We start from the raw sequence: 22,050 nt of genomic DNA on the forward strand, positions 1-22,050 counted from the left end.
CAGTGAAATGACTATATACAGTGTTTTATCCAGTGTAAAGCCCCTCCGCTTCGTTTCCGTCCTGTAACGGGAGAGCGCCAGCCTGTATGTTATGGTGACGGAAAACAGACACAGGGAAGCCAGTAGCAACCATGACCGCACACGATCGCTGCAAGATGCCGGAACGCAAGACAAATCGGGAAGGCCAGGAACGAAAAGTCGGGGTTGAGATTGAACTGTCCGGCCTGACCTACGAGGCCCTGGTCGCACACACTGCCCGCCTGCTTGGGGGTGAGCCTGAGCTGACGTCCCGTTATGTCACCCGACTGGACACCGATGCCGGGGCTTTCACCATCGAACTGGACTCTGATCCCATCAAAGATCTGGACCTCGCCGATGAAAGGCTCCCGGAATCCATTCGGGAACTCGGCAACCACGCCATGGATGTCATTGATTTTGCAGCGGAAAAGATCGTGCCGCTGGAAATTGTAGGGCCGCCACTGGCAATGTCAGCACTGGACATGATAGAGAACCTGGTAGACGAACTTCGAGATCTGGGTGCAGAGGGTAGCCGCGAGGCCATTTACTTTGCGTTCGGGCTACAGCTGAATCCGGAACTGCCCGACCTTGAGCCAGACACCCTGATTCGCTACCTGCAAGCCTTCGCGCTGCTGTATGACTGGCTCAAATCCCGGCACCAACTGGATATCAGCCGAAAGTTCACCACCTACATCGAGCCCTGGAGCAGCCGTTACACGGATAAGCTGATGGCGGATGATTACCGTCCCGATCTGGAGGCGCTGATGAGGGACTACCTGCACTATAACCCGACCCGGAACAAGGCACTGGATCTTCTGCCGCTGTTCGCCCATCTGAACAAATCATTGCTAACCGAATACGTGCGGGATCCCAGAATAAAGAGTCGTCCCACCCTGCACTACCGGCTGCCCGACTGCGATATCGACAACCCGAACTGGCACTTCTCCACGGTCTGGAACGATTGGGTCGTGCTGGAGCAACTTGCCAACAACAAGCGGGATCTTGAGGAACTTCGGCGGGAATTCCACAAGGCCCGGAAGTTCAGTTTCCACAATCTCACCCACTCCTGGCGTGAGACCACCGATGACTGGCTGCATCAGCACAGTTATGTCTGACCGGGAAAACGAAACCGACATTCCCGGCCTGACCATCGGTATTAGTGGCCCGGCCCGGCGAAGCATGGCCCACCGGCTGATCAGCCTGGGCCTGCGCCTGCACGGCGCCAGAACCCATTACATACGCCCGGGCGACCGAACCAATGTCGAACTGCTGGACGGGCTGGTGCTGTCTGGCGGCACCCATGTCCACCCCGGTCGCTATGGCCAACAACCCCAGGTAACGGCCCGGTACGATCTGAAACGGGATGCCACCGACACCGAGCTTCTGCAGCAAGCCGAAGTGATCAATATTCCGGTGCTCGGTATCTGCCGCGGCGCACAGTTTATCAACGTCTTTCACGGCGGATCGCTGTGCCAGAATGTCACTCCGCTCCGAGTCCATACCCGACATCGGCCTTTGCTGTTGCCCCTTCAAACGGTTCGTCTGGTACGGGATAGCCGGTTGGGTGGCCTGATGTATAGCCATGTGATTGGCGCCAACCGCATTCACAGTCAGGCCATAAAGCGTCTCGGGCAAAATCTCAGAGTAACGGCCGTAGATAACGACCTGTTTGTGCAGGCCATCGAGAATACCGGCCGGCAATGGTTGATGGGCGTGCAATGGCACCCCGAATACCTGCTTTACCACACCGGGCACCGGCGCATCTTCAGCCATTTTGTGCATGCCGCCCGTGCCCGGAAACTGGAACGACTGGACAACCGGGAAAGCCCGGAGACCCTCTCATAAGGAGAATGACCATGATCAAACACCGACTTCCACTTGCGCTCGCCGCCGCCCTCGCGGTGATGCCGGCCGCAGCCAGTGCCGGAGAAGTGAGCCTGAATGGCGAAGGCATTGTTCGCTATGAGCCGGACAGCGCCAGATTGCAGTTCACCGTCACCGCCGAGCACCCGGACGCGGCAAAGGCCTCTGAACAGGTGTCTCAAACCATGGCCAAATGGCGCCAGGCCATTGCGGACTATCGTAACGAGCTGGACGACTATTCTGATGCCGACCTCAGTGTTTATACACGCATGATGCCTACGCGTGAGCAAGGCCAGGATCCGAAGCAGGTTTCGGTGGCAAGCCAGACCGTCAGCTTCTCGATCGCCGATCTGGATCTGTTGAATCCGTTGATCGGCGAGGCAAACAAGCTGGGACTGCAATACCACCTTGGCGGCCACCAGTTTTTCCATTCAGATGAACAAGGGCTTGAACGGGAGGCTCTGGCACGGGCCATAGCCGATGCCAGAAGCCGCTGCGAGTTCGTCGCCAAGCAACTCGAGCAACGTTGTGGCGAGGTGGTCAGTCTGAATGTGAACGGCGGCCATCGTCCGGTACCGATGATGCGAGCGGAATCGAAAATGGCCGGTGATGCGGTTTCAAGCGTGGGCCCCAGGGAAATCCAGGCCACCGTCAGTGCCACTTTCGAGCTGGACTGAACCTGCCGCTCAGAAGTTCCTTGTATAGAAAATATCCAGCGAAGCCGCCAAGCCACTGGCGGCCTCCAGATAGAAGTAGCGGCCCAGGTCGTAACGCAGGGCCACTGTGGTGATAGGCTCAAATATGCCAACACCATAACGCAGGCTTAGTTCGTCTGTGATATAGCCGCTCGCCACCACGGAGGCCTGCTCCCCTGAACCCTCCGCCTCCAATGTCAGGTTACGGATACCCAGCTCGTTTCCAATACCTTGTGTGATCTTGCTGGCCTGGGTAAGACCCAGTGACAACGCAGCCCGGCTCATCTGCCCCTCATCCCCCTGGCCCCGGGGCGGACGACCAAGAATAACGTACGACAAGGCATCACTCTGCGGCATCGACGGTTCCGAGAACACTTCCGTTTCCGGCTCATCTACTGGGCCGGACAACCGGATCCCGGCGACCACCGTATCAACTTCACAGACTGCCTCAATGTCCAAATACGGTCGGGTCAGCGCACCTACAAAGAGAATCCGTGCCCGGCGCAGGTCCAGTTCCTGGCCAAAGGCTTCATAGCGACCATTCACTAACTGCAGCGCACCCCGCGTATCCATATTGTTGCCAATGCGCAACGTGCCTTCGAGGTTGCCGGTGACACCAAACGCGGCAAACGACACCTCATCCTCACCGACCACCACCGTCACATCCATCAACATGGACCGAATGGCAGGTTCTTCCCGTTCGACACCCACGATGACTTCATCCTCGGAAACCGACACCGCCGATGGGGGGACGCTCTGGACTTCGATTTCGCCTCTGGGCACCTCAACGCGGCCGGAGACCGACAGCTCTCCAGATTTGAAGGCAATATCCAGATCCGGCGCCACCTCCAACCGGGCGTAAGGTTCCAGCGTCACCGGTAGCCGTTCGCCTTTCAGGTTGATCGCGACCTGCGGCGACTGTGCCCACTCCAAGCTCCCGGAGACCTCGCCCTTACTTCGATCATTGCTTTTCCAGCGCCCGCTGATATCGGCCGACTGCCCCCGGAACTCAAGCACTACCAGCAATTCCTCCAGTGGCAGGGGAAGGCCAGGATCAAACACTCGCCCCTCACTAAGCACCAGCTCGCCGGTGACGTCAGGCTTCATCAAGGGACCGTTCAAACGACCACTGCCATTAACCCGCCCCTGAATGTCTTCAATACCGGTAAATGCCGAGAGGAAGGCAAGATTAAGGGCCTGGAGCCGGAATTCACCATCAACCGTGCGGTCACTGGCCAGGGGATCCACAGCAAGATCCAGGTCAAACTGGCCAAGTTCCGGGCCGCTGAAATCGAGGCTGACATTGGCCTCATCCGGTTTAAGATTAGCCTCAACCACTAGCTGGTCATGAGTGATGGGCTGCCAGTCGTCCAGCACCAGAACCCCGAACTCGCCAGCGCCGGCATCAATCCGGATAGTGCCATCGGGACCCGCATCCGTGAGAGTTACGGCAATGTCGGCGTCTATAGTCGATTGCCACCGAAAAGTCTCTGGAAACAACGGTGCCAAAGCACTGGCCGGGAAACCTCGCACTTCATAAGCAATGCGGGAGTCTGGCCACAGTCTCTGGTCAGCCGCACAGACCGAGCTTTGCTGCCAGCGCCAGCAGTGACTACCAAGTTCAAGAGCCCCGGCCACGTAGGTGAGATCCGCTCTCGTATCCAGCTGCCAGATCTGCCCTGGCTCTGGTACGGAAATCCGGCCCCGGGTCAGCTGTCCGAGCCAATCCGGTAGTTTCTCTCCCAGCCCGCCTGCGAATTCCAGCTCAACCGAAGCTTCAGGATGATCGACTTGCAAAGCCAGGGTGTGGCGCTCCCGGGTGCCGCTGAGGGACGCTACAACCTTGTCGAGTTCCTGGCCAGCGAGACGCAGCTCAGTGCCCGACAGATCAAGGTCCAGCACCCCGTCACTATCAAGTCCCGCCTCAAGCTGCGCCTCGCTAACCAGGAATTGATCCTGCCAGGCCAGATTGCCCGCCGTCAGTGAGAGCTCAGCTTCCGGAGCTTCCGGCGAGCCAGCCAGCCGAAGCCGTCCGGCAGCCTCCCCACCCAGACCAGCCAACAGTTGTTGCGGTGCGGCAAGATCAAAGCGCAGGTCGCCCGCCAGAGATTCGCCATACCGTCCACTGCCCTCAATCCGGTTATCCCCGACTGACAGGTTGAAGTTTTGCACAACCCAGTCTCGCCCCTGAGTGGACAAGGTTCCTTTTGCCTGTGCCGGCTGCTGCCGCCATTGGCCGCTGAGATCCAGATCTGCGAATAATTCGGGCAACGCCCCCTCCCGCAACTGGCCTCGGGTAGCCACCGTTCCATTCAAACGTGCTTCCAGTTGCGGCACCCAAAAGCCCGGATTGAATCGATCGAGCTCAAACTGCGCCTCCCAGCTCAGCGGCCCGGAAAACACCAGTTCTGCCTGTCCGGAAAGCGCGCCGGCACCGGTGGTCATGTCCAGCTGGCTAAGGCTCACCGATTGCAGATCCCCTATCAGCCGGGATGTCAGTTCGGCTTCACCCAGGGGCCCCGCCACTGAAGCATCCAGCGCTGCCTGATAACGATCATTACCATACTGAACCTGGCCATCCAGACGTTTCAGCACAACCGGTGGCGGCTCCAGGCCCGGAATCAGGCCGTACCAGGGAAACTCCTCCAGGGTTATGTCTGCGCTGGCATCAATACCGTCACGCCAGGATACCTTGCCGTTCGCACCGAAGCGGCCATCGGAATTGCCCTCCCGATCCCGCGCGATCATCGTAACCTCGACGCCGGAAGCACCTTGGAGGGTCACCAGACCCTGAACTGACGCCTCCACTGGCCCGGTGGACGCCGGGAGCATCGCCCGGGTTCGGGTATCGAAGCCCCGAGCCAGGCTACCATCGAGTTCCAGCCGCCATTGGTCCAGCGTCAGGGTTTCAGGCACGGCGCTGTGCGGCCGAAATTCCGGCGACTGAAGCTTCAGGGTAGCCGGCAAATCGGCATCAAGCGGATCCATCTCCCCCTCAAGGCGGGCATCGAGGTAGCCGCTGCTGGCGCCTGCCACACGAAGATCCCGGGCGCTGCCGGACAGATCCAGGGCAATCTGCCAGTCGTCTCCGCTCGGTGGTGGCAAGGTAACGTTGACTGAAAGATTCAATGGCCAGTCACGACGCATCTCGGCTCGGCCATTGGCGGTCACCAGAATATCACCGCGTTCATACAGAAGGTGGTCAATGTTCAGGGTGGCACCCGACGCCCGGGAATCCAGCTCGACCCGATTCCAGACCAGGTTGTCATTTACCGTTAGTGCCCCGAGCCGGACTTCACCGATATTCACACCCAGGGGCAGATTGACGGAAGGCAACTGGATATCACCTCGTGGCTGATCAGCCTGGTCGGGGGATTCCTGCACAGTAACCGCTATACTGGCCGCCTTGAGCGTGTCCAGACACACTGTCAGCTCAAAAAGGCACGACGGTGACCAGTCAATTTCCGGTTCGCTCACCTTCACGCCAACACCATAGCCCTGCCAGACCAGGCCATCGGCCTGCCACTGCCCCAGCATCGAGCCCTCGGCAGCTTCCGTCCGCAGGCCTGGTACCTGTTCAATGACCCAGGCGGTTCCCGTCTCACTGCGCAGGGCCAGCAGAACTGCAACCACCAGCAACAGGGGCACCAGCAGCAGTATCAGCACAATCACCAGCGGCCAGAACCACCAATGCCGGGATTTTCGGGTTTCCGGTTCGGCATCCGGGGCCTGTGTATTTCTGGATTGCGCCTCGTTCACAGTTCCGGCCCCATGGAAAAGTGAATCCGCCAGCCACCGCCAAGCTCCTCATTCAAACCCCTGGCAACATCCAGGCGAAGCGGCCCCACGGGGCTGACCCAACGAATCCCCACCCCAACACCGGTCGCCAGCGGATCAAAGACATCGTTCACGGCATTACCCTCATCCACAAAGGCGGCCACACGCCAGTTCCTGGCAAACTCATACTGGTACTCAGCACTCCCCACAATGAGATATCGACCGCCAACGGCCACACCATCGCTGTCCTCCGGTGAAAGCGTCTCATAACCATACCCTCGTACGCTCTGGTCACCGCCGGCAAAGAACCGGAGAGAGGGCGGCACATCGGAAAAATTGTTGGTGGCAACACCGCCAAAGCTGAACCGGGCAAGAAAACGATGGTTGTCAGCCAGGGTGTACAAACCCTTGGCAAGCAGATTGACATGCAGAATATCCGCATCTGAAAGCACCGCCCGGTGGGCCCCGGTGACATCCAGCTGTAAACGGAAGCCCCGGGACGGATCCAGTGGCGAATCCGCCTGCAGCTTTGAATAGCTCACACCCGGCAGAAGCAGGCTGGAGGTCCCTCGCTCACCGTCACCAATGCGAAAGCGCTCGCCTTCCCAGCGCATCGACAACACCTGCATCCAACCGTTGTCCAGTTGATGGTTCCATTGCTGACCGAAGGTCAGGCGTTCGGACTCAACGTCTTCCACATGTTCCCGCTGATACCCGGTGCCCAGACGGATGGAATCGGTCATGGGCGGGTCAAGAGGCAATTCGTACCAGCCACTGACACTCTGACGCAGCTCAGAGAGCTCGGTATCTGCCCCTCTCTTGTGCCCCATGGAGTTAATATAGTGCTCACGCCAGTTGCCGCGGAAACGCGGCCCCACATCGGTCGAGAACCCGACGCCCGCAGAGACCGATCTGGGAGGCCTTGGGGTCAGACCGATCGTCACTGGAATAACACGATCCTCGGCCTGGGAAGGAGAGGCATCAATGTCGACGCCAGAAAAATACCCACTGTTGGACAGATCCCGGTTAAGCCGCGCCACCTTGTCGGCATGAAACGGCTCGCCCGGCTCTGTGGTCACAAATTGCCTCAGCAACTGCTCCTCAAAACCATGGCCTTCCAGAAACCTGACTTCGCCCAGCTGATAACGTTCACCGGTGCGATAGGTGAGCAGAATATCTGCGCTGTTGGCGTCCGGATCAACTTCCAGCTTTCGGGTCTCATACTCACCATCAAAATAGCCCAGGCGCCCTGCCCGGTTCTGTATCGCCTGCCGTAATCCGTCGTATTCACCATGATTCAGAATGTCACCCTCCCGGGGGCGCTCCGGAAGGTCTTGCACCAGGTCCGGATCGTCGGCCCCGGGCCCCTGGATATCGACCTGCCGGGATCGCACGCGCACGGGCTCGCCGGGAACGATGGTCAGCACCAGCTCCGCTGGCGCTTCATCCTGTTCATTCACTTGCCAGCGTATGGTCGGATTGTAGTATCCGAGGGCCCGGACCGCTTCTTCCACCTGGGCGACGGCGCTGGAGGCGTAAAGCCGCAATCCATCGGCGGTTCTGTCCTGTACCTCACCCAGCAGGATTTCCGCGTTCTCCTGCAATTGGTCGTAATCCCCCTCAACCTCTACCCGGACCTGGTTGGCAAATCCCGAGCTCGCCTGCAATAACAGCAACCATATCACCGGCCTGATCGCTGCTTGAATGTGAGTCCCGAATAACCGCATCAAAGGATGGCTGCCCTGACCAGATAAAGTGAGTGTTCCCTGTCACAGGGGCGAGAGTTTACCCGCAAGACCGGGGCGCTATCCATGCCCGCCGTATTAAGATTAGCAGCATAACGCCATTGCTGTTGCTACCGTCAGCCTCGTACCTGTTCCAGAAATAGGCTAACCTGTCAGACACTTATAGAGCCATAGACAGGTCCTACGGATGCTTCATGTAAACCGCGAAAACCTGAAATCCAGTCATCAGTTGATCTGGTTCCTGATCGACTTTCTGATGCTTGGCCTGTTGATCATCAACCTTTCGTTCATCATCTGGGATTTCATCTACAACTTTGTGGCTGTGCAGAATCTCCTAAAAGACTACGCGCCGGCACTGCAATCTGCCTACCACCCCATTCATGAACGCTTCATCTTCTACGACCTGATCTTCGTGGCCATTTTCCTGAGCGAATTTGTACTGCGCTGGGGTTATTCAATCAGGGCAAAAGTCTATGACCGCTGGTACTTCTATCCGTTCATCCACTGGTACGATCTGGTGGGCTGCATTCCGGTTGGCAGCCTCCGGTTTCTGAGAATCCTTCGGGTGATCTCTATTATCTACCGGCTGCATCAGTACAAGATCATCGATTTCACCAACACCCGGCTGTTCCGGTTCGTTAATTTCTACTACGAAGCTTTCATGGAGGAGCTTTCTGACCGGATTGTCCTGAAAGTACTCAGCGGTGTTCAGGAAGAAGTTCGGCGGGGCTCGCCTCTGTTTGAGCGTATCCAGCAGGATATTCTTTATCCGCGGCGGGAAATGCTGTCAGACTGGATTTCAGAACGGGTGGCAGTGGCAGCCAAGGAGGGTTACGTACCAAATCGCGGCGCATTGAGGGCCTACCTGGAAAACCGGGTAGACCAGGCCTTGAAGCAGAATCTGGAGCTATCCCGGTTGAATTACCTGCCAGTGGTGGGGCCAACCATCCAGGATACGCTGGAGAATGCGGTGGGCGATATTGTCGCCAATGTGATTCACCAGATTCTCGAAGACCTGGCCTCCACTTCTAACCATGCGTTTATTGAAGATATCGTCAACGTGTTCCTGCCCGAACCTGGCCAACAACAGGAAGAGGCCGAAAACGAAGCGCTAATCAACCTGATATTGGAGGTGGTCGACGCCATCAAGGACCAGGTCCGGGTCAAACACTGGCGCGAGAATCTGCCCTGACAGGAATTGCTCGTTACTGTGGCAACCCATCGATGACCGCCTGACAGACCTGTTCCTGGTTCAACCCCTGGCCCTTGATGGTCAGGTCCGCGTAGCGGGTATAAAGGGCGAAACGCTCTTCAAATAACGCTTCCAGAGACTGGTCGGGCCGACGGGAGATACCGCGGAGACTGAAATTGCCGATACGTCTGCGTACCTCATCCAGAGAAATATCGAGAAACACTACGGTCCCCTTCTGCCTCAGGTGTGTCATCGCGGCCTCACTGTACACCGCACTACCACCGGTGCTGATGACCTGACCTTCAACCTCAAGTGCCAGCAGTACCTGCTCTTCAATCCGGCGAAGGGCCAGATAACCGTCCTGATCAACGATCTCCTGCAGCGTTCGCCCGGCCTGCTCCTGTATCAGCAGATCGGTATCGATAAACCCCAGGCCCAGACGTTTCGCCACCAGCACCCCGACGGTGCTTTTGCCGCTGCCAGGCATGCCGATAAACACCAGATTTCTGCGCCCGATGGTCATGCTGCTTCACGAGCCTCTGCCGAACGGCAGGCCGCCGCGGTGAACAGAACATCGGTTGATGAGTTCAATGCGGTTTCGGTGGAATCCTGAACCACGCTGATGACAAAACCAATGGCAACCACCTGCATGGCCACTTCCGTGGAGATACCAAACAGACTGGTCGCCAGCGGAATAAGCAGCAGTGAACCCCCAGCCACGCCGGAAACCCCGCAGGCCGCAATAGACGAAACCACACAAAGCAGCAGTGCGGTCGGGAAATCCACCGGAATACCCAGGGTATTCGCAGCCGCCAGGGTAATCACGGAGATGGTGATGGCGGCACCGGCCATATTGATAGTGGCACCAAGCGGGATGGAAATAGCGTAAGTATCCGGGTCCAGCCCCAGCCGGTCACACAGGTTAAGGTTAACCGGGATATTGGCAGCGGAACTGCGGGTAAAAAAGGCGGTGATGGCACTGCCCCTTAAACAGGCGAATACCAGGGGGTAAGGATTCTGGCGGGTGTGGAGGAAGACAATCAACGGATTGGTCACCAGAGCCACAAACAGCATACAGCCAACGATGACCGCCAGAAGGCGGCCGTATTCCAGCAGCGCGCCGATGCCGGCATCTGCCAGGGTATTGGCAACCAGCCCGAAGATTCCCAGGGGCGCAAACCGGATAACGGCCCGGACAATGCCGGAAATTGCATCGGACAGGTCGTTCACCACTTGCCGGGTGGCGTCACGGCCCTGGCGCAGCATTAATCCCAGACCAACGGCCCAGGCCAGAATAGCAATGAAGTTCCCCTCCATCAGGGCGCTGACCGGATTCGTCACCGCGCTCAGCAGAAGATTGCGCAGGATCTCGACGACCCCGCCAGGCGGGTTGCCGCTGACTTCCGGAAGCTCCAGCGTGAGTTCCGTGGGGAAGACAAAGCTGGCGATCACGGCTACCACCGCCGCCACCAGCGTACCGATCACATAGAGCAGCAACACCCCACGAATGTGGGTTGGCTGTCCCTGCTGGTGATTGGCAATGGCTGCCGTCACCAGCGCAAACACCAGAATCGGCGCAACCGCTTTCAGGGCGGATATAAAGAGTTGGCCAAGCAGAGAAACCGATTGGGCAGTATCAGGCCAGACCACGGCCAGCAAAACGCCGGCAATGATTCCGATGGTAATCTGGGGTATCAACCCCATCTGCAGCAGGGGGCGTACAACGCCAAGTCGCCGGGAAGACATCTTTGGGCTCCTTTTGCTTGGTCAGAAAGGGGCATCACCCGGCAATAATGGCCATGGGAATAATCTGCCGCCCGGAAAGCAAAAAAGGCAGATCAGTGAAGGGAACTGACCTGCCTTTTTTCTTTTTTGGTAGCGGGAGCTGGATGGTTATGAGACTGATGATTTAGACCCACTTTTTTTGGGCAGAAATAGTGATATTTGTCTTAAATTGATGTGTGATCTAGAATTTTGGGTAAAAGGGAGAGTGGAGACTAAGTACCATAATGCCAAGTAACGACAAGCAGAAATGGCACGGGGCTGATCAATCAGACAACGATAACTTGACCTTAAGGCATCCAGGCCCTCACCTTCAAGCCATCCGTTCCTGGGCTGAACAAAACAACGTCTCCGACATCTTCAACGCCATAGCGCTCACCTTTGGCTTCACTGAAAACTTCACGATCGTCGGAAACCTGTATCGCGAACTCTCTAACCCGGACTCAAAAGCCACTCTGAATCAGTGGGCTGACAATCCCTACATAAGTCACCTAAACAGGTTTCTTCTCTCGTTCAGCCAAGATAAAGACGTTGCCAATAACTATTCCGGACTTCACCAGGGTGTATCGAGAGGCAACACGAAGACTATTCTGAGGTCGGCAGGAGCAGATCTGAAAAACGAGCATTTTCTACTCGAACTAATTATCCAGCCTCAGCCCCCTTCCGACAACAACCTGCTCGACCGTTTACGAAGAACTCTGAAAATATGGCTGATCGTACAGGCACTGGAAAGAACCGCTGAGCATAACTGCCCACATGACAACCAGATTCAGCAGGTCGCCAGCACACTCTGCCTCCCCGGAGAGAACAGCAAATGGGCACTTATTGACACCATTCTTGAAGTGTCATTGAAAGCCTGCCCGTCAGACCACTACTCCTACTCCCAATTCAACCTAGCCATCCGACACGCTGCATCTCAGTTAATCGCCAGATACTCAGGGCCAGAAACCCGTAAAGAGCTGCTGCTTCTTAAGGCCATCCAACGGGTTGCAGAGGGCCAACTCAACCCCACCAGAGTTCAAAAAACAGAGACCGTTTTTCAGACTTCCTTTACGAACCTACTCCAAGCAACAGAGGGCGCATTGGATCTGAGCAGCTCGGCAGGCGGGCCTCAACTTCTTGCCTATTCAGACAGCGAAATAGACTCTGCCGATGAAGAAGCCCTGCATCAACTGCTGCTGTTCGGCGTCGACCCGGAAGAAACACCAGAACAGCAGAAACTCTCGGGTCGAAGCATACTGATGCAGACGGCAGAACTGTCAAACTATCTTCCCTGGTCCTGGGAAAAACCACTTCCCCCAGAGGCCCATCAACTCGATCAGTGGATTAACTGCACTCTGGCTGATGACCGCCCTGAAGACAAACTGGGGGCCGCGTTAGTCTGGCTGGCCGTTCATCTTGAACGCTCCCTGGAGTTCATACAGGAAATTGAAATAACGGATGACTTACGTGATGAATGGAGCATTTCCCAAGACCTAGTAACGGCCCACCGGGAACGACCAAGGCGACACAGCTCTTGGCTTCCGGATGCCGACGCCCAACCTCTGATCGAACCGTTCCAAGACAATCTCCGCGTCACGCTGCCAGAGCAGATACAGAGCGTTCTCCGAGAGGCTACTCATGTTTTCCCGGACATCGCCACTCTGCGGCAACTATGGGCACGGGCCAGCCCACACGCCCTAACGACCTGGTTCAGGCAACACGCAAAACGGCATTTCCCGAGACTCACCAGCGCCAAACTCGCTAACGCACAGTCCCAAAGTGTTTTCGATCAGTCGGGCGATCATTCATTGGCGCGCTTACTTTCGGCCCACCCTCGAGCGGCGTTACCAGCAGCTTGTGGATACGCCAACTGGAGCATCGCTCAGGTCCAAAACGGATTTGGGCTTCCGTTGCAAAACCCCGCATTAGGCGATGAGCGGATCAATCTCCTCGGGAGTCTCCTTGCGCCACTCGAATCCATTTTGGTCGATGGCATTCGGGAAGCCACCCAAACACTGCTGGAAAGCTCGCAAGGCGACCCCATCACTTTCCACAACCATCTCGTCCAATACACTGTCGCGGCACTGAACGCCGCAACCGGTTGCCGTAACCTGTCAGAGCCTTTCGAGTCGATCGCCCACTTCTGTGATCACCCCCCGGCCGTCTTTATCAACGATAAATCCGACGACGGCCTTCACTGCGGACGAATGGTTCCGCTTGCAGGTGGCGCAAACAGGCTATTGGCGGACTATCTTGAGCACCTTCGTCGGTTCAGGGCGAGCCTTCCAGATCAATACAACGACCTTTCACATCGCATCCAGCAGGTTCTGGAAGGAAACTCCGACACCCTGCCCCTGTTCTTCCTGCTCGATAGCAATGGTGCCTGGCATCCATTAAACGATTTAGCCGTCCCAGGGGCGGAACTCTTCTCGTGGCCTCTTCCGAAGAACCTGTTCCGGCACAGGTTTGCCCAGCAGTTAGCTCGAATGAACGTTCACCCCGAAGTCATAGACGGCTGGATGGGCCATGGGGAGCGGGGAACAACCTCCTACAGTGATCATTCAGCAAGGTGTTGGCGAGAGGACCGTGAACGGTATAAGGAAGCCCTGGACGACTGCTTTGACCGGCTAGGCTTTATAGTGCGACTGCCCAAGACCAACTTCGGCATCACAGCCTTCGAAGCCAAACAACCCGCTGATACTTACCGGGAGCCTGAATGCTTTGGTCAGGCACGGCGACACTCGGAACGGCTCAAAGCCCGTGATCTGGCGCGTTCTGCAGCCCGGAAGGAGCTGGACTTGGCACTAGATGCCAGCCCAGTCAGCGATGAGTGCGAACTCAATCAAAGCCAAATTGATCGTCTGGCAAAAAGAATGATCTCCCGCGAAAACGGGATGCCCCACCCTCAGGCGGCTGTTCGGATGGAAGTGTTGGTCCAATGGCTGGAGGAACACCGCCCCCATACAAGACAATTCATACGACATAGAACATTGAGGCTAGGCACCGAACGCTCACTGGTCCGGGACACTTGCTCCAGAGCACTTCAAACCATGCCGAACCTTGCACAATGGGCGCGGGACACGAAGCAGGCCATCCGGCAAGCTCGACTTTCGAAGTCCGATAGTCTGGCGCTGGCCACTGCATTCGTTGCGATTGAAAAGCGCATATCCTATCTCAGACTACTGGAAGATCTGGTTCAAGGGCAAAACTTCCGGGTAATACAACACAAGCAACGCGTGTACCTGGAGTACTCCGAATTCCTGGAGCCCAGTGATTACAATCAACCGGTTCAACGGCATCAGATCGACCACACCACCGGACGACTGTTAGCGAAAGGGCTCGGAATCAAAGACAGCAAGGATCTCGACACAGCGCGCTGTCCGAAGTCGTTACAATCACTGGCCAACATACTGGCAGCAACCAGAGATCTTGATGACAATAAACGAAAAGATCAGTCGGTGGGCACCCTTTTAAAAGAACTGAGCCGGTTAATTGAGCAGGCCAATCTGATTGACCTGCCGGGGATGGTGGCAGGCGCTCTCAGCAATAGAAACCCTCCTACCAGCCTGTGCTTGTACGATTATTTTCGTCTGACAGAAGGTCAGCGATATCAGCCACCGGAGTCCGCTCCAGAGCAGAGCCTACCAGAAACTGAAAATTTACCCCCGATTCCAGCATCAGCCTCTGGTACTTATCCCGAACCTTTTTACGACTCGGCGAAAGCTTTTCTTGGAGGGCTTCAGGACATTCTGAACCGATACACGAAAGCCAAGTCACGAGAGATCGCCAAACAGGTCGAACAGCACTGCCGGGCCCACGCTCACGCTGTCAGCAGTGCCATTTTGCTACTTGGCTACTGGGTCGCACACCGAATCCAAAAAGGTAAAGGCCGAGCTAACCATGCCCACAAAGCCTACGCGGCGGGGTCTGTCAAACGATACTTAGGTGAACTGTCTGGCCCATTTCGTGGTTTCGCCTACAAGGCGGATTTGCTGTTGATGGCCGAGGAGGACGTCACTGAGCTTTGCGCCAAAATGCTGTCTCACTGCGCTGACAAACTGAAAGACCTGGCGTATTTTTCGGCACGCCTTATTGAGTTCTTCGACTGGGCGAGTGAGCGCGGAGTATCCTCTCCCGACTGGGACGAACTTGATCTCGGCAGTGCCCGACGCTCGGTTCGCCCCAGGCTCTTTTCAGAAAGCGAGTACCTCCAGGCCCTCCAACTGCTCCTGCATCCTGACACCGAGGAGATCGAACGGGGTATGCAAGCCGCCTTTGTACTTCTGTTAGGTTTCCGCTTCGGGCTCAGGGCCCAGGAGGCTATCGGCTTACTCCGATCGGACTGGTGCGAATCCGCTGGGCTGACTTGGGTATTGGTTCAAAGCAACTCCATACGCGGCTTGAAAAGCAGCGTCCATAGTCGGCGGGCCGTACCGCTGGTATTTCAGCTGAGTGCTGTCGAGCGGTCATTGATTACATCAATCCTGACACGATATACGACCAGGCTGGGTAACGCCGACAATAAGCCGATTCTTGCCGACATAGAAGGAAATCTCACGCCATTTGCGGGTTCCATTCCATCGGATATTGCCCGGACGCTTAAATTGGTGACGGGAAACTCCCGCATGAGCCTGCACCAGGCCCGTCACGGATTTTGTAATGTGCTGAGCAGTGCCTTGTTTGAGATAGACACACCGCTTGCTAAAAAACTAACTGAATCGGTCGATAGGGAGAGCCTCCGAAAGATACTGCTCGGCAACCACGGGCTGCCGTCAAGACGCGGCTCTATGGCGATCGCCCGGGCGCTCGGGCACCACTCGCCTCGAACGCAATTTCGCTCCTATAACCGTATGATGACAGAGTGGGCAGACAGGCTCACTCCGGTAACCACCCACTACGCCGGCACTATTTCAAAGGCCCTCCAGATTGATCGTTTGCCTGTTAAATCCGACAGTGAAGTGGAGAGTGCGGCTCCCACCATTTTTGCATCGCGAACCAGACTCACGCCCCTTGTAGTGATGGAAGCTCTTAGGCTGATGGCGCTTGGGTACGCGGCTCGCGGAATCGAACCGTTGCTTCGCCTGCCACCAGGAGAACTTGCCGATGTGGAAATTCTGGTTGACCGGATAAATGCGGGGCTGCGGTTCAAAGTCTATGATCCGGAACAAATGAAGAAGACATTCGTGTATGGCACCAAACTGCCGAAGTATTTACTGAAATCGCGCCCGGCTGCCGTTTGGCCCAGACTGCTGCAGATGTGCGACGAGCTGCACAACTGTGAGGAACTGGACACTGACCGACCACTGCCATCTCTCGCCCAGGCATCAAATCTCGTTGGTAGAAATGGCCACTTGCTGATGAACGAGGTCGAAGATGCTCACCTAATGCGGCTTCTGGTGGACACTTTCAAAATCCCCGAGAATTCCTACAAAGTCGTCATAAAGAGCAAACCGGATTATGCTCCCCGAGCTCAAAGAGTGGTTCTGGCAGGTGAATTTGTACCGGCAGCCGCCTCGCTGCAACTGGACACCTTCAACGAGGATTACGATAAAAGCTACACCAGGGCCCGCTCTTACGCGGGATTAGTACTCACCAGCCCTATGATTACCCAAATCCATGATCGCCTGGAGTTGGTATTACTCTTCATCGCCATTGCATCGGCCTACTGCCCGAAACCCGCACCACTGAAACCGTTACCCACCTACCCTAACTGAAGGTCGAAGCTCTCCGCAGGGTCCACCGCCACTTCAGCTAATTCAAGAAGAGTCAATACCGTTTTTTGCTTTCTGGCATCTTGCTGGCTCACCGCTTGAAACTTCACCAGACTGCGATTCGCATAGGCTCTGGCGAAGACACGAAGGAACTCCAGATCATGGCACAAAATCTCAGTTCTTCCCTCGAGTTCCGGGGTGTCATCATCGCTGGAGCTAGGTGTCACCCACAGAGTCACCGTACTTTTTTGCTCGTCGAACCCTAACGGCCTGCCAGTTGCCCGCACAGTGCCAAGAGCTTTTTGCTCGACCGTCAAAGCCGGCATGACACCCTGTACCGTTGCACCACTGAGATCTTCAAAGCCAAACCTCACCATGACGCCTTGCTTGATCGAGCGGCTCGCAAATTTTGCTGCTATCCCTCGGCTAAGGGTTCCAAGAAACTCTTTCTCCTTTTCGGAAAGAATTGGCTCATCCTCCGGTTCGCCCAATATCCTCTGTGGGATCAAATCGCTAAATACCCATCGAGCGGCAGCCCTGAATACATCCACCTCCGAAGCCGTAGCCCCAGGCCCTACGAGCCTCACAACGTAGGTTGCCGGAAATTCTACATCGTGCGTTGGTTCAATCCTAAGACGCCACTCGACAAAAATCGAAGTCACTTTCCTCATATCCCGAAAATCGTTAAGAGCTGACACCACGGCGTCCTTGAGCTGCTTCTGGGCAGGCAGGACTATTGAGGACTCTTCCTCAAACTCAAGAACTCCGCCGGAATTAACGACGTGCGGTGCGCTTGCTGGATGTAAGACGACGATTGTACCGTCGAACGAAACGGAGCCTTCATCAATACCCATAAGATTTTGTTTCCCCATGCTTTCCCATCTGTGTTTTTTCGCTAGTGACCCAAACGATATCGCCGCCATTGTTCCGTGACTAAGTTCTCACCGCATCTTGTCCGGTTAGCCGGACTTTTGTTGCCTGCCGCATGGTTTTGCGGGTGAGGTTATTGCCTACCTGCACCAGCTCGGTCGATTACCACTCAACCATTCTTTTATCACGCTCCAGGCTCGAATTGGGCGAGCAGCTCTAAACAATGGCAATGTCGGGTCATTTAGGCGACACCCATGACGTGCCAAGGCAAACCATGGGCATCACGCATTCATATTTTTTCAGAGAAAAAAGGCGAGGGGTCGTCGAAAAGGTGTGTTTTTTGCGCGCCTTTCAGCAAGCGGACGGAAAATCAGGCAGGTTTTATTGACTTACTCACTCAAATTTCGCATCTACGATGAGAGTGGACGCCGGTCAATTGGAGCAGCAGAATAGACTGCATCGGGGCAATGCTCTTGACGGACCCCATGATAGAATTCCTGAACTCAAATCCCCGAAATGAACAGTAGGCCAAACATGTGGGACAACTTTTTCGTATGGCTTTTGATCTTCTCGGTGATCCTAGCCGCGCCGACCGCACTGATTGGCGGTTTGGTGCTCAGGTCACATGCCAGGCTCTGGCGGGAAATCCACGAATTATCCGAGTCCTCCGATTCAAACTGACACCACCAAAACGAGTCTTGAAGTGACTTTCAAGCCGATCATGTGCCGGACACCTCGGCGTTCTGAGAGTCAGTAAGAAAATCGATCAATACGGACGGCAATCTTCCGCAGTTGCAGTTGATGGCTTGATTGAGTGGTCAGGAAGCACACTGGCAGGTAAAGACGGTTTCCTTGACGGCCAGAGAGGATCCAATAGCAATATGGCGACCGGCGACAGCATGCATCAACTGAAGTCTCCCCACGCAATTTTCTGGATCACAGAAGCTACTGAGGAACAGCCCTCATCAGTACCCAGCAGCTCGAAAGGTTTCTCACCATCGAGCACCGGAACAGGGCTCTGTAGCCACTTGAATGCAAGCTCCGGGGATTCAAAAACCCGTATCGCCTGGAGAATAACATCCGCCGCTTTCTGCGTGATTTCCTGCTCCATACCAACTGGCACCATCTGATCCCATTCTCGAAATGCCTCTGGCATTGGGGCACTCAGGTCACACTGGGCCATCAGATCACTCAAGCTGTAGCGTTTGCGCTCTGTCATCGTCTTACCTTCTATTTCCTTTTCGGCCGCGTATCACCGTGGCTTGCATCGCCCCAGTCTCTTGGCTGGAGAACCTGTCGAGTGGTTGGTATTCACCATCCCACTCCTGAGCATGTCGGTACCGGACAACCTGTTCTGAGATGAGCTCGACAATATCGTCGAACCCCGTTTCGTAACCCTCAACCAGGACAGGCGTTTCCGGCGGCAGTAACTTCAGATGTTCAATCAGTTCTTCCGCTGTCATTCAAACTCCTTGGTCAAATATGACCTTGTCATATCTCCACAACGACAGGCTCGTTGCTGGGTTCGTAGCGAGCGGTACAGGTGCTGGCATTGATCAGTCTCGTGCTTCCTCGCCTGTATTCCCCGTAGCCCTCGTGAATATGGCCAAAGATGTGCGCTTTGAGTGAGAGTTGCTGGATTCGGTGAAGCAAATCAACGCATCCGACATTCTGGCATTTGAATCCGAGGTTTGCCTCGTCGCCAATGCCTTTCGGTGGTCCGTGGGTGACCAGCACATCAACGTTGTCCGGAATAAGTTGCCATTTACGGTGCAGAGGCTCACCACGATCCAGCATAAACGCCCAATCCATAAAGGTGGGTGTCCAAGGTGAGCCCCAGAACCGCACGCCCTCGATCTCGATCCCACTGTCTTCCAGGTAAATAGCATTCGTCAATGCCTGCTGTGCCAATTCCGGCGTTTCCTGGAAGGCCCAGTCGTGGTTGCCTGCAATCACAATCTTATGGCGATGCGGCAGCGTTCCGAGCCAGTCATTGAGCTCTTCGATGTTCTCCAGTGTGCCCTGTCCCAGACTATCGCCCGCATGAACAAGCACGTCGCCATCGGGAATCTCCGGAATACGACGGTGCATGCTGTGGGTGTCTGAGATACAGACCAGCTTCATTCTGTCCACTCCTGTGGCGTTAACAGTTCTGGCTCCAGGCGCCAATCCATATAAGGAAGTAATCGGACCATGTTGCGCGCATCGTCCACACCGCGGTGGTGGTGCCCCTCAAGGGTCAGGTTGTGATAGGCCACAGCGCAACCGAACTCAATAATTTCCATATTGTGGACGCTTTGCGGCACGCCCTCCGGGCTTAACCGGGATTCCCAGCAAGTAGCCTCGAGATCTACGATCAGCAGTTTGCCGTTAGTCATTTCGCGGCACCATTGCCACCAGGTCTAATACGTGGTGCGCCGGCATCAACGGCACCCGACCGGTTTTTGCCAGAGTATCAATCCAGAGCTGATTGCCCTTCTGAACCATCTCGTCGGTCCCAATATGGCCTGACACCACGGCCGAGATGCCCGAAATAGAGTGATCCGTCCCCTGCGCCCGGTTCCAGGGCCAGGTGCATTCAATGGCAAAGCGCTCTGAGAAGGGGCTGTCCTGAACGGTGCACCAGTCGTCGAATGGGCTTTGGGCATGCACCAACCCGAGTTGGCCGTTCTCGCATTCCAACGTGATGGTGAGTGGCATCTGGTAACGACAGCGGGTTGCCAGGCTCTTATAGGAAACCTCGTCCAGGGTCGCGGCCCAGTCACCGCCCATTCCCCAATGCTTGTATCGGCTTCGGCTATCTTCAGCGCCAGCGATAAACATTAACTCATGGTTGCCCATCACGCTGTGTACCCAGTCCGTTGTCAGCACCCACTCCAGAAGTGCCCGCGAATCGGGTCCGCGATCAATGGTGTCTCCCAGCAGAAACAGGCGATCAACCACTTTGTTGAAACCAGCATCCGACAACGCGGCCTGCAGAGCCTTAAACTCGCCGTGAAGGTCACCACAGACCCAATCCACTCCCGTCGGATTGGCGGCAAAAAAGCGGTGCGGGGTCAGTCGCATGCTCATCAACAAATACCACATGTAGGCAGATTGCCTTTTACCAACAACAACATATGGTTATAGGCTAGCAATGCCGATCAAAAAACACCAGCGTTGATACGAGCCCGGAAATCTCAGGGAGAAAGTACTGGAACAGTTCAGCTACTCCAGGGCTCTGCCCTCAACCAGTTCCGCATGGCTTCCCCACGTTTTAACTGGCCAGACCGCTCCCACTCCCAAACCCAGGCGATGATGCGGTCAAAGTCCACCACATCATTGATATCGGTAGGCTGGACGTTGGGCACTATCCGATTGTTCTGTTCAATGTGATGGTAAAGCAGGTCAAACACGGCGCGTTCGTAGCTGGCGCACCTAGACAATGTCACCGGTAGCCCTGACAGCGCCAGAAACTCCGATATATCTACAATCTCTCGTTCTCCGAACAACAAAGAGGTATCCGGGTGGTTATGACCGGCGATAGCCCAGACATCGGGTGCCCCCATGTTGTGCCAGAAAGGTTTTAAGCGCCCCGGGTGAAGAGTACAGAGTGCCGTCAGGCCGGTAATGTATGGAGTCGGCATTGTTATCGTTCTACCCTGCCCGCTTTGCATCAAAGTAGCGTCGAGTTTCCATAAGATGCTTCAGGGAGCCTTGCGCCATAAATTCCAGGGCGGACGTCCCGGAAAAAGGAGCTTCACTGGTTTCCAGGCGAATTCGGCGATTAGCACGTTCAGCCGTCGGGTACATGATTCTCAAGGATTTGTAGATACCCAGAATGTAGCTGATCCGCTCCATGGTATCCCGAGAGAGATTTAAGTGAGGCAACGCCTGATACTTGGTCAGCGTGCTCTGGGACACACCGCCAAGCATCTGCATCATTTCTTCCTCTGTGCAGCCCCACTCACGGCAGATACCAAAGAATCCTTTGAGAGCCACATGCCCTATGGCTTTTTCGTCATCGAGGGTCATTATGTTCGTCCGTTCTTGGGCTGCTCTCGATCTTCCATAAAGTCGTCACCGACGCCTTCAGAGTCGAAATACTCGTCCCAAACCGGGTCGGTCGGCCGATCATAGCGCTTAACCGAACCTTTGAGGCGTTCCAGAGGTGTAAGCTCCTGAGGCAACGGCTCTGCCAACTCATCGGCATGGGCGGTTTGGGGATTGAGGCCTTCTAGGAGCTCTTTTTCGGTTGGGCGTTTTATCGTCATGGTAACGTACTCCATGGTCACTAGCGGGGCAGTTCAAGAAACCATAACCCGCTTTGATCACGTGGTCGAGTCAGGGTCAAAGTGCAATTACGCAACAACCTGACGTTAGTTTATGCCGTTGCCTCTTGATGGTGAGTGGAAACAATTGGTAAAAATGTTAAT

Annotated in this window: 18 protein-coding genes; 5 read left to right on the forward strand and 13 right to left on the reverse strand. The window is 55.8% G+C overall.

Annotated elements, in window-relative coordinates:
- The first annotated feature begins 131 nt into the window (after positions 1 to 131).
- Genes ACSSVV_RS02805 through ACSSVV_RS02815 form a run of 3 tightly spaced genes read left to right on the forward strand, consistent with a single transcriptional unit; the run spans position 132 to position 2,558 of the window.
- Positions 132 to 1,133, forward strand: a complete 1,002-nt coding sequence (locus ACSSVV_RS02805; RefSeq protein ID WP_454105510.1) for an amidoligase family protein — start codon at positions 132 to 134, stop codon at positions 1,131 to 1,133.
- A complete protein-coding gene (locus ACSSVV_RS02810; protein ID WP_454105511.1) occupies positions 1,126 to 1,863 on the forward strand; it encodes a gamma-glutamyl-gamma-aminobutyrate hydrolase family protein in 738 nt (245 codons plus the stop codon). Before ACSSVV_RS02805 ends, ACSSVV_RS02810 begins: the two co-directional genes overlap by 8 nt.
- An 11-nt stretch (positions 1,864 to 1,874) precedes the next feature.
- Positions 1,875 to 2,558: an SIMPL domain-containing protein gene (locus ACSSVV_RS02815; RefSeq protein WP_454105512.1), complete on the forward strand. Its 684-nt coding sequence runs from the start codon at positions 1,875 to 1,877 to the stop codon at positions 2,556 to 2,558.
- A 9-nt stretch (positions 2,559 to 2,567) separates the two neighbouring features.
- Here ACSSVV_RS02815 and ACSSVV_RS02820 read toward each other — a convergent pair whose 3' ends face one another.
- On the reverse strand, positions 2,568 to 6,335 hold the full coding sequence (locus ACSSVV_RS02820; RefSeq protein ID WP_454105513.1) for a translocation/assembly module TamB domain-containing protein: 3,768 nt from the start codon (positions 6,333 to 6,335) through the stop codon (positions 2,568 to 2,570).
- Positions 6,332 to 8,038 (reverse strand): autotransporter assembly complex protein TamA, encoded by a 1,707-nt coding sequence (locus ACSSVV_RS02825; RefSeq protein ID WP_454105514.1) that lies wholly within the window; start codon positions 8,036 to 8,038, stop codon positions 6,332 to 6,334. The genes ACSSVV_RS02820 and ACSSVV_RS02825 overlap by 4 nt, the downstream gene beginning before the upstream one ends.
- Positions 8,039 to 8,285: 247 nt before the next feature.
- On the opposite strand from ACSSVV_RS02825, the gene ACSSVV_RS02830 reads away from it, so the two are divergent.
- The gene (locus ACSSVV_RS02830; RefSeq protein WP_454105515.1) at positions 8,286 to 9,290 is read left to right on the forward strand and encodes a hypothetical protein; all 1,005 of its coding nucleotides are present in this window, start codon (positions 8,286 to 8,288) and stop codon (positions 9,288 to 9,290) included.
- Positions 9,291 to 9,303: 13 nt separating this feature from the next.
- On the opposite strand, the gene ACSSVV_RS02835 is transcribed toward ACSSVV_RS02830, so the two are convergent.
- Positions 9,304 to 9,813: a shikimate kinase gene (locus ACSSVV_RS02835; RefSeq protein WP_454105516.1), complete on the reverse strand. Its 510-nt coding sequence runs from the start codon at positions 9,811 to 9,813 to the stop codon at positions 9,304 to 9,306.
- Positions 9,810 to 11,036, reverse strand: a complete 1,227-nt coding sequence (sstT, locus tag ACSSVV_RS02840) for a serine/threonine transporter SstT (protein ID WP_206851399.1) — start codon at positions 11,034 to 11,036, stop codon at positions 9,810 to 9,812. The genes ACSSVV_RS02835 and sstT overlap by 4 nt, the downstream gene beginning before the upstream one ends.
- Before the next feature lie 263 nt (positions 11,037 to 11,299).
- Between sstT and ACSSVV_RS02845 the strand changes: the two genes are divergently transcribed.
- The gene (locus ACSSVV_RS02845; protein WP_454105517.1) at positions 11,300 to 16,768 is read left to right on the forward strand and encodes a hypothetical protein; all 5,469 of its coding nucleotides are present in this window, start codon (positions 11,300 to 11,302) and stop codon (positions 16,766 to 16,768) included.
- Here the strand turns inward: ACSSVV_RS02845 and ACSSVV_RS02850 are convergent.
- The 9 genes from ACSSVV_RS02850 to ACSSVV_RS02890 all read right to left on the reverse strand — a co-directional run bounded on the left by ACSSVV_RS02850 (position 16,756) and on the right by ACSSVV_RS02890 (position 21,888).
- Positions 16,756 to 17,619 (reverse strand): hypothetical protein, encoded by an 864-nt coding sequence (locus tag ACSSVV_RS02850; RefSeq protein WP_454105518.1) that lies wholly within the window; start codon positions 17,617 to 17,619, stop codon positions 16,756 to 16,758. The genes ACSSVV_RS02845 and ACSSVV_RS02850 overlap by 13 nt on opposite strands.
- A gap of 920 nt (positions 17,620 to 18,539) precedes the next feature.
- Positions 18,540 to 18,854, reverse strand: a complete 315-nt coding sequence (locus ACSSVV_RS02855; RefSeq protein ID WP_454105519.1) for an antitoxin Xre/MbcA/ParS toxin-binding domain-containing protein — start codon at positions 18,852 to 18,854, stop codon at positions 18,540 to 18,542.
- A gap of 4 nt (positions 18,855 to 18,858) precedes the next feature.
- Positions 18,859 to 19,098 carry a hypothetical protein gene (locus ACSSVV_RS02860; RefSeq protein WP_454105520.1) on the reverse strand — a complete coding sequence of 80 codons (240 nt, stop codon included), beginning with the start codon at positions 19,096 to 19,098 and terminating at the stop codon, positions 18,859 to 18,861.
- Positions 19,099 to 19,126: 28 nt separating this feature from the next.
- Positions 19,127 to 19,759, reverse strand: a complete 633-nt coding sequence (locus ACSSVV_RS02865) for a metallophosphatase domain-containing protein (RefSeq protein ID WP_454105521.1) — start codon at positions 19,757 to 19,759, stop codon at positions 19,127 to 19,129.
- Positions 19,756 to 20,013 (reverse strand): hypothetical protein, encoded by a 258-nt coding sequence (locus tag ACSSVV_RS02870; protein ID WP_454105522.1) that lies wholly within the window; start codon positions 20,011 to 20,013, stop codon positions 19,756 to 19,758. The genes ACSSVV_RS02865 and ACSSVV_RS02870 overlap by 4 nt, the downstream gene beginning before the upstream one ends.
- The gene (locus ACSSVV_RS02875) at positions 20,006 to 20,707 is read right to left on the reverse strand and encodes a metallophosphoesterase (RefSeq protein ID WP_454105523.1); all 702 of its coding nucleotides are present in this window, start codon (positions 20,705 to 20,707) and stop codon (positions 20,006 to 20,008) included. The genes ACSSVV_RS02870 and ACSSVV_RS02875 overlap by 8 nt, the downstream gene beginning before the upstream one ends.
- Before the next feature lie 131 nt (positions 20,708 to 20,838).
- Entirely contained in the window at positions 20,839 to 21,261 is a 423-nt protein-coding gene (locus ACSSVV_RS02880) for a hypothetical protein (RefSeq protein WP_454105524.1), read from the reverse strand.
- 10 nt (positions 21,262 to 21,271) lie between these two features.
- On the reverse strand, positions 21,272 to 21,649 hold the full coding sequence (locus ACSSVV_RS02885; protein ID WP_454105525.1) for an antitoxin Xre-like helix-turn-helix domain-containing protein: 378 nt from the start codon (positions 21,647 to 21,649) through the stop codon (positions 21,272 to 21,274).
- On the reverse strand, positions 21,649 to 21,888 hold the full coding sequence (locus ACSSVV_RS02890; RefSeq protein WP_454105526.1) for a hypothetical protein: 240 nt from the start codon (positions 21,886 to 21,888) through the stop codon (positions 21,649 to 21,651). Before ACSSVV_RS02890 ends, ACSSVV_RS02885 begins: the two co-directional genes overlap by 1 nt.
- Positions 21,889 to 22,050 lie beyond the last annotated feature (162 nt).

Source organism: Marinobacter sp. MBR-105 (assembly GCF_053628895.1).